An 8,247-nucleotide genomic window follows, 5' to 3' on the forward strand; every position below is an offset into this window, starting at 1 on the left:
CCCGGGGGGACGGCGATGCTTGCCGGCGCGACCGGCAAGCACATCGCCCGGCGGGCCGGCTMGGGAGCGGCCCAGCGCTCGGCCCGAATGCACAAAAATCAAATACCGGAAGGCTCAACCCACCACGGATTGCAAGGTCGAATTACGCATCCAGTCATCCGCCACGACGACGCGGTTGCGACCCTTCTGCTTGGCCTGGTAGAGGGCCTTGTCGGCCAGATGCATCAGCGTTTCGGGCGTGTCACTCTTGGCCGCTTCGGCAACGCCCGCGGACAGCGTCACGCGCAGCGGCATGCCGCCGTCGCCCTGCAGTTCCAATGCCTCCACGGCCAGGCGCACCTGCTCGGCCAGATGTTTGGCGCCGGCGGCACCGGTGGCAGGCAGCACGAGGCCGAACTCCTCGCCGCCCAGGCGCCCGAGCACGTCGGAGCCGCGCAACCGCGAGCGCGTGCAGGCCGCGACGGCCTTCAGCACCTGGTCGCCCACGGCATGGCCATGCCGGTCGTTGACGCGCTTGAAGTGGTCCAGGTCCAGCATGACGAAGCCGACCGGCTGGCCCTCGCGGCGGCCACGCTCCATCGCATGCGCCAGCAGCGACACCGTCGTGTTGTGGTTCACGGCACCGGTCAGCCCGTCGACGCTGGCGAGCTTGCGCATCTGGCTGGCCATGCGCTCGAAATTCGCCAGCACGAAGCCGAAGCCCGCCGCCAGCATCGCCATGAAGGCCAGCATGAAGATGGCGCCGCTCCAGGCCTGCCAGGGCTCGGCGTCGGCCGGCCCGGCGCGCAACCACCAGGCGGCGAAGCCCACGCGCAGCCACAGCGCCAGGCTGGCCATCAGCAGCATCAGCGAGACGGCGCGAAAACTCGTCTCGCCGCGCCAGCCCAGCCGCAGCGACGCGAGGGTGGCCGGCAGCAGCAGCGCCCCCATGGCCGCCGACATCGCGCCAGCGCGCACCGGCTGCGACACGTCCAGCACCGCCGGCACGGCCAAGGCCGCAAGCAGCAGCAACCCGTGGTGCCAAGCCGGCAGGCCGCGGTTCAACAGATGCCGCGATACCGCTGCCGCGAAACCAGCGAGGCCCGCCATCAGCAGCCAGTTGCCGCCCAGCAGTACAGCCCAGCCAGGCAGCCAGGGCTGCAGCGCAAAGAAGGCAAAACCAAAGCTGAAGGCCAGCCCCGCCCAACCCAGGCGCTTGAGCTCGCCGCGGCTGAGCGCTCCGCGCCCAGCCATCCACAGCTGCAGCGTCAGCAGCCCGAATCCGAGCACGAGCATCAGCACCAGGGTGGGGATGTGCAGCGACATGCGCGAGCAGCGCCTCGTTGGTTGTGTTGAGTTGTAACACCAGTGTAGACAGAGCCGGCACACTGCGCCGCAGGGTCTGCGCCGATGGCGTGAGGGCGCGCCGCAGAATCCAATGCCCGGCGTGATCGCCTCTGCCCTGACCCCGGCGCTGTGCCTGCTGAACCCGCATGCCGCCAACGGCCGCTGTGCCGCCCTCGCCGCCCCGCTGCGGGAGGCCCTCCCCGGCGTGCCACTGGTGCTGCCCGAGAACGTCGCCGCCGCACGTCAGCGCCTGCTGGCCCTGCCCGAAGGCAGCCGCGTCATCGTCGCCGGCGGCGACGGCACCGTGCACCAGCTGCTGCCGGCCCTGGTCGCACGCCGGCTGCAGCTGGCCATCCTGCCCGGCGGCACCGGCAACGACCTGGCCCGCGCACTCGGCCTGGCACGCATGGGTTGGCGCGAGGCCTTGGCCCACGCACAGCGCGCGCCGGCCGCAGCGATGGACCTGGGCGAGATCACGACGGCCGAAGGCGGCGCCCAGCTCTTCATGTCCAGCCTGACCGCCGGCTTCGACGCGGCCATCGCCATCCGCGCCCAGGCCGCACCCCACTGGCTGCGCGGCCAGCCACGCTATCTGTGGGCCACGCTCAACGAGATTGGCCGGCTGCGCGTCTACCCGATGCGCGTCGAGGCCGATGGCCAGCTGCTGAGCGACGGGCCGATGCTGTTCGCCTCCAGCCTGAACACGCCCAGCTATGGCAGCGGCATGCCGGCTGCACCCGGCGCGCGCGTGGACGACGGCGAGCTGCAGCTGCTGCGCGTTGCCGCCTTCGGGCGGCTGGGTGCGATGGCCATGATGCCGCTGCTGCTGACCGGGCTGCACCTGCGTCATGCCAAGGTGAGCTTGAGCCGCTTCAAGGCCTTGCACCTGACCAGCCCCGCGTCCGTGCCGCTGGCCGTGGACGGCGAGCCCCTGCCGTCCGCCACCGACATCGCAGTGCGCGTGCTGCCGCAGGCCCTCAGCGTCGTCCGCGCGCGATGATGGCGCCATGGATCATGACGACACCCCGCGCGCCGGCTGGCTCGGTCCCTGGCTGAAAGGCTTTCCGGCACTGCAGCCGCCCCTGCCACTGGCCGACGTGGCCCAGCGCGGCTGGACGCTGCACGAGCTGCCGACACCCCTGGCCGTCGTGCGCCAGCAGGCCCTGGCCCACAACATCGCCTGGATGCAGAACTTTGCGGCCCAGCGCGGCGTGCAGCTGGCGCCGCATGGCAAGACGACGATGAGCCCGCAGCTGTTCCGCCGCCAGCTCGACGCCGGCGCCTGGGGCCTGACGTTCGCCAACGTGCACCAGTTGCGCCTGGGCCTGGCCGCTGGCGCGCGGCGGGCGCTGATCGCCAACCAGCTCATCGGCGCGACCGAGCTGGCCGAATTGCTGGACCTGCGGCGCCGCCACCCTGGCCTGGAGCTGGCCTTCTTTGTCGACTCGCAGGCACAGCTGGATCTGCTGGCGGCGCACTGGGCGGATCTGGGCCAAGGCGAGGCTCGGATCGATGTGCTGATCGAACTCGGCACTTCGCGCTGCGGCGTGCGCGAGCATGGCCCGGCGCTGGCCTTGGCGCGTGCACTCAAAACCCACCCGGCACTGCGGCTGCGCGGCATCGGCTTCTACGAGGGCCTGCAGGTCCGAGGCGAGAGCGAACCCGACCGCGCGCTGATGCAGCAATGGCAGACGCGCATCGAGGCACTGCTGAGCGACATCGAAGCGGAGGGCCTGATCGACGCCGATGCGCAGCCGCTGTGGCTCAGCGGCGGCGGCTCGGCCCTCTTCGATCTCGTCGCCCCCGTGCTGGCCGGCAAGCCTGGTCGCCTGGGCCTGCTGCGCTCGGGCTGCTACGTCTGTCATGACCACGAGCACTACGGCCGCTACATGCGCAGCATGGACGAGCGCATGGGCACGCCGCTGTCGGCGCCCAGCCTGCAGCCGGCGCTGGAGGTCTGGACCCAGGTGCTGTCCTGCCCCGAGCCGGGCCTGGCCTTGCTCAATGCCGGCCGGCGTGATGTGTCCTTCGATGCCGGCTGGCCGCTGCCGGTCTGGCATCTGCGCGGCGCCGAGCGAGCCAAGGCCCCCGCGGGTTGGCGCGTCACCGGGCTGAACGACCAGCATGCCTATCTGCGCTGGGACCCGAGCGGATGGGACGGCCCCGCCGTCGGCGAGCGCGTCGCGCTGGGACCCTCGCACCCATGCACGACCTTCGACAAATGGGCCTGGATGGCCGTCGTCGACGAGGACGACCGCGTCGTCGATGCCATCACGACGCAGTTCGCATGAAACGCCGCCATTTGCTGAGCCTCTCCGCCGCTGCCCTGATGCCCGCCACCGCCGCAACGCCCCCGCCGCGCTTCCTTCACGTCGGCACCTATGCCCCGCTGGGCCAGGGCCTCTACAGCTTTGCCATCGCCGCCGACGGCGGCCTGAAAGCCCTGGGCCTGACGGCCAACGCCCACAGCCCGAGCTGGCTGGCGGCCCAGGGCCAACACGTCTATGCCGCGGAGGAAGGCGCAGACCATGTCGCTGTCTACGCTCAGGACGCGCATGGGCGGCTCGAACTGCTGCAGCGCCAGCCCAGCGGTGGCCGCGGCCCGGTGCACCTGTCGCTGAGCGCCGGCCACGCCTGGGTGGCCCACTACGGTGACGCCCGCTTCGCCGCGCTGCCACTGCAGGCCGATGGCCGCCTCGGCGAGGCCGAGAGCTGGCCCAGTTGCGCCGGCCCGGACTGCCGGCCGGGCCCGCAACAGGCGGCCAAGGCTCCGCCCGGCAGCCAGGCCAGCAGCGGTCACGAAGCACCGCACGCCCACATGATCCAGGCCAGCCCCGACGGCCGCTGGCTGCTCGGCACCGACCTGGGCCGCGACCGGTTGCTCGTCTGGCCGCTCAAGTCCGGTGCGCCGAAGGCCGCCGCTTTCGAACTCGCACTCAGCCCGGGCTCGGGTCCGCGCCACTTCGCCTTCCATCCCACGGACGCCCGCTGGGTCTACGTGCTGCAGGAAGAGTCGTCCACCTTGTCGACCGTCGAGCTGACGGCGGCCGGCCCGCGCCTGATTGACGAGATCTCCGTACTGCCGGCCGGCTTTGCCGGCACCAGCTACGCCTCCGACCTGCTCGTCGCACCCGGCGGCCGCCATCTCTACGCATTGAACCGACTGCACGACAGCCTGGCCGTCATCGCCCTGGCCCAGCCGCGCCGCCCGCGCCTGCTGGACCATCACTGGGTGCATGGCAGCTACCCGCGCAGCGCCTGCCGCGCCGGCCGCCACCTGTTCGTATGCAACCAGCGCAGCGACCAGCTCAGCCATTTCGACCTCGGCCGCCCCGAGCAGCCGCGCTTCACGGGGCGCCAGACGGCGGTGCCCAGCCCCGCCGGGGCCTGTTCGCTCTAGACTGAGCCGATGAAGCAAGCCGCCCTCGTTTTCCTGCTCGTCGCCTCGGCGCTGGCCCGCGCCGAACCCATCGGCTCGGTCGACACCGCCTTCAAGCTGATCGGCCCCGACCACAAGGTGGTCGTGGATGCCCATGACGATCCCAAGGTGCAGGGCGTGACCTGCTATGTGTCGCGCGCCAAGGCGGGCGGCATCAAGGGCGCCATCGGCCTGGCCGAGGACAAGGCCGAGGCCTCCATCGCCTGCCGCCAGGTCGGCCCCATCACCATCAGCCAGGCACTGCCGCGCCAGGAAGAGGTCTTCAACGAGCGCATATCCCTGGTCTTCAAGCGGCTGCGCATCGTTCGCATGGTGGACGCGTCGCGCAATACCCTGGTCTACCTGACCTACTCCGACCGCCTCATCGACGGTTCGCCGCAGAACAGCGTGACCGCCGTACCGGTCGGCCGCGAAACCCCCATCCCCATCAAGAAATGACATTCACTGCCGCCCTGTTCGCGCTGATGCCCATGCAGGCGCTGGCCGCGGCGCTGGTSCTGATCACGCTGATCGGCTGGCACGGCGCGAATGCCGGCGGCCGCTGGGCCCAGGTGGGCATGGCAGCCCTGGCCCTGGGCCTGGCCATGGCGAGCCCGACCCACGGCGATCGAATGGCTGTGCCGACCCTGCACAGCGTCGGCCTGGCCGTCATCAGCCTCGGCCTGTCCGCGCTTTGGTGGGCCCTGGGCTTGTGGCTGACGCCGCGGCCGGGGCGCTGGCTCATGGCGGCTGCACCGCTGGTGCTGGGCATTGGCCACGCCCTGTTGGCGGACGAGCATGCCGTCGGCCAAACCCTGGCTGACGCGGTGCTCGGCGCCCAACTCGCCTGGCTGGGCGTGGCGCTGATGCTGCCGGGCCGCAGCACGGTGCTGCAGGGCCTGAACAGCCGGCGCTGGCGCCTGCTGGGGCTGGCCGCCGTGCTGCCGCTGCTGGCAGCCATGCTGGGCCGCGCCGCCACCACCCTGCTCGGCGACACCGCGCCCTGGCCCGACCTGCTGCTGGCGCTGGCCGGCCAGCTCGCCCTGCTGCTGGCCCTGCCGATGCTGCTACTGGCTTGGCGCGGCCAGACCGAGGCCGAGCTGGCGCGCCTGGCCCAGACCGACGGCCTGACCGGCCTGGCGGACTGCAACGCCTTCACCCAGCGCTCGGTCGACCTGATCTCCATGGCGCGCCGCTACGACGAGCCCCTGGCCCTGGTGGTGCTGGACCTGGACGACTTCGCGACCCTGCAAGCAGAGCGCGACATGGATTTTTCCGATCGCGCCCTGGCCCTGTTTGCCAGCTGCATTCAGGCCCAGATGCGCCTGGGCGACCTCGCCGGCCGCCTGAGCGGCGAGCAGTTCGGTGTGCTGATGGCGCGCTGCCTGCCCGAGGGCCCGCAGGCCCTGGACCAGCGCCTGCGCAAGGCGCTGGCCGAACGCGCACCGGCCGAGCTGGGCATGGCGCTGTCCTTCAGCGCCGGCTGGGCCAAGCTGCGCCCCGGTGACCGCGGCCTGGCCGACCTGCAACGCCGCGCCGACACGGCCCTTTACGAAGCCCGGCGCGCCGGCAAGGGTCAGTTGATGGCCGAGCCGGGGGTCCAGGACTGACATGAAGCCTCTCGTCCAACGGGTACGTTGGCCGGTCCCCCGGGGGGACGGCGATGCTTGCCGGCGCGACCGGCAAGCACATCGCCAGCGCGGGCCGGCTAGGGAGCGGCCCGTCGCTCGTCCCGCAAGTCTTCTGGGATGGAGTCACCGAGATGTCCACCTCTGACAACCTCGTCGACGAATGGGTCGGCCACAACCTGCTGGCCTCCGACCCGGCCTTGCTGGCCGCGCTGCGCGAGGCCGCGCCGCAGGCGGTCGAGCCGCTGACGCGCTATGGCGCCGAACTCGGCAGCGCCGAGACCGCCCAGCTGGCCCGCGACGCCAACCGCAATGGCCCGCAGCTGCGCCAGCTCGATGCGCGCGGCCGCCGTGTCGACCTCGTCGACTTCCACCCGGCATGGCATGCCCTGCTGGCCATGTACCGCCGCCAGGGCCTCGTGGCCGACGTCTTCGCCACCGACACGCCCGGCCGCTGGGCCCACTTCGCGGCCGGCTGCTATCTGCATGGCCAGGTCGAGGCCGGCTCGCTGTGCCCGGCAACGATGACCCAGGCCGCCATTCCCGTGCTGGCCAGGCAGCCCGAGCTGTTCGCGCCGCTGCGCGACAAGTTCTTCAGCCGTGAGCACGACCCGCTGGACCGGCCGCTGACGGAGAAACCGTCGATCTGGGTCGGCATGGGCATGACCGAGAAGCAGGGCGGCTCCGACCTGCGCCGCGTGACGACTGCAGCCGCGAGCCAGGCCGACGGCAGCTATGCGATCACCGGCCATAAATGGTTTTTCTCGGCGCCCAGCAGCGACGCCCACCTCGTGCTGGCCCGCACCGAAGCGGGCCCGACCTGCTTCTGGCTGCCCCGCTACACGCCCGATGGCGCGCGCAACGCCATCCAGGTGATGCGCCTGAAGGACAAGCTCGGCAACCGCAGCAACGCCAGCAGCGAGGTCGAGTTCCACGGCGCCTGGGCGCGGCGTCTCGGTGAAGAAGGCCGCGGCATCCCGACGCTGATCGAGATGGCCGGCTACACGCGCCTGAACTGCGTCATCGGCAGCGCAGCGCTCTTACGCGCCGGCCTCGTGCAGGCGCTGCACAACGCCCGCGAGCGCTCGGCCTTTGGCCGGCACTTGGCCGAGCAGCCGCTGATGCAGACCGTGCTGGCCGACCTGGCGCTGGAGAGCGAGGCCGCGATGCGGCTGATGCTGCGCCTGGCTCGGGGCTTCGAGAGCAACGAGCCCGGCTGGCAACGGCTGATGACGCCGGCCGCCAAGCTCTGGGTCTGCAAGCGCGCCATCGAGTGCACCGGCGAGGCCATGGAGTTGCTCGGCGGCAATGGCTACGTGGAGGACGGTGTGCTGGCGCGCCTGTACCGCGAAGCACCAGTGAACTCGATCTGGGAGGGCTCGGGCAATGTGATGGCCCTGGATGTGCTGCGTGCCGTCGCCCGTGAGCCCGACGTGGCCTTCGCACTGCTCGATACGTTTGACGAGAGCACGGACGCCCCGGTGCGCGCCGAAGCCCAAAGCCTGCGGCGCCTGCTGACCGGCGACCCGACTGCGCTTGAATCCCAGGCCCGCCGCGTTGCGCAAGGCCTGGTGTTGTGCGCCCAAGGCCTGCTGATGCGTGAGCAATCGTCCACCATTGCCGCGGACGCCTTCATCGCGACCCGCTTCGGCGGCGATGGCCGCCTTGTTGGCACGCTGGCCGTGCCGCAGGCGGCACAGATCCTCGACGCGGCGCTGGTTGGCTAGTTGTGATGTCTCGATAGGTTGTTCACCCGACCTGGTCTGGGAGACTGGAGTTACGACGCTTCAGAACTCTCAGATAAAGGTGGCCGGGTGAACAGCCATAAGAATGCCAGATTGACGTACCAAGGTCGGCTTTTGCTGATCGAACGCA

General features: G+C 71.0%; 7 protein-coding genes. 6 read left to right on the forward strand and 1 reads right to left on the reverse strand.

The genetic code is table 11. The features are described from left to right. Positions 1–114: 114 nt before the first annotated feature. Positions 115–1,305, reverse strand: coding sequence for a GGDEF domain-containing protein (locus AC1DU6_RS13380; protein WP_477857684.1), 1,191 nt, complete (start codon positions 1,303–1,305; stop codon positions 115–117). Between the two features lie 121 nt (positions 1,306–1,426). Here AC1DU6_RS13380 and AC1DU6_RS13385 point away from each other — a divergent pair, with 121 nt between their 5' ends. The 6 genes from AC1DU6_RS13385 (at position 1,427) to AC1DU6_RS13410 (ending at position 8,099) form a co-directional block, all read left to right on the forward strand. After that, the gene (locus tag AC1DU6_RS13385; protein WP_477857686.1) at positions 1,427–2,326 is read left to right on the forward strand and encodes a diacylglycerol/lipid kinase family protein; all 900 of its coding nucleotides are present in this window, start codon (positions 1,427–1,429) and stop codon (positions 2,324–2,326) included. A 7-nt stretch (positions 2,327–2,333) separates the two neighbouring features. Continuing rightward, positions 2,334–3,617: an alanine racemase gene (locus AC1DU6_RS13390; RefSeq protein ID WP_477857688.1), complete on the forward strand. Its 1,284-nt coding sequence runs from the start codon at positions 2,334–2,336 to the stop codon at positions 3,615–3,617. Continuing rightward, positions 3,614–4,726 (forward strand): lactonase family protein, encoded by a 1,113-nt coding sequence (locus tag AC1DU6_RS13395; RefSeq protein ID WP_477857689.1) that lies wholly within the window; start codon positions 3,614–3,616, stop codon positions 4,724–4,726. The genes AC1DU6_RS13390 and AC1DU6_RS13395 overlap by 4 nt, the downstream gene beginning before the upstream one ends. Before the next feature lie 9 nt (positions 4,727–4,735). Then, positions 4,736–5,203 (forward strand): CreA family protein, encoded by a 468-nt coding sequence (locus AC1DU6_RS13400; RefSeq protein WP_056204969.1) that lies wholly within the window; start codon positions 4,736–4,738, stop codon positions 5,201–5,203. Then, positions 5,200–6,354 carry a GGDEF domain-containing protein gene (locus AC1DU6_RS13405; RefSeq protein ID WP_056204971.1) on the forward strand — a complete coding sequence of 385 codons (1,155 nt, stop codon included), beginning with the start codon at positions 5,200–5,202 and terminating at the stop codon, positions 6,352–6,354. The genes AC1DU6_RS13400 and AC1DU6_RS13405 overlap by 4 nt, the downstream gene beginning before the upstream one ends. Positions 6,355–6,506: 152 nt before the next feature. After that, a complete protein-coding gene (locus AC1DU6_RS13410) occupies positions 6,507–8,099 on the forward strand; it encodes an acyl-CoA dehydrogenase family protein (RefSeq protein WP_477857692.1) in 1,593 nt (530 codons plus the stop codon). The last annotated feature ends 148 nt before the right edge of the window (positions 8,100–8,247 follow it).

Source organism: Roseateles sp. P5_B10, assembly GCF_056400485.1.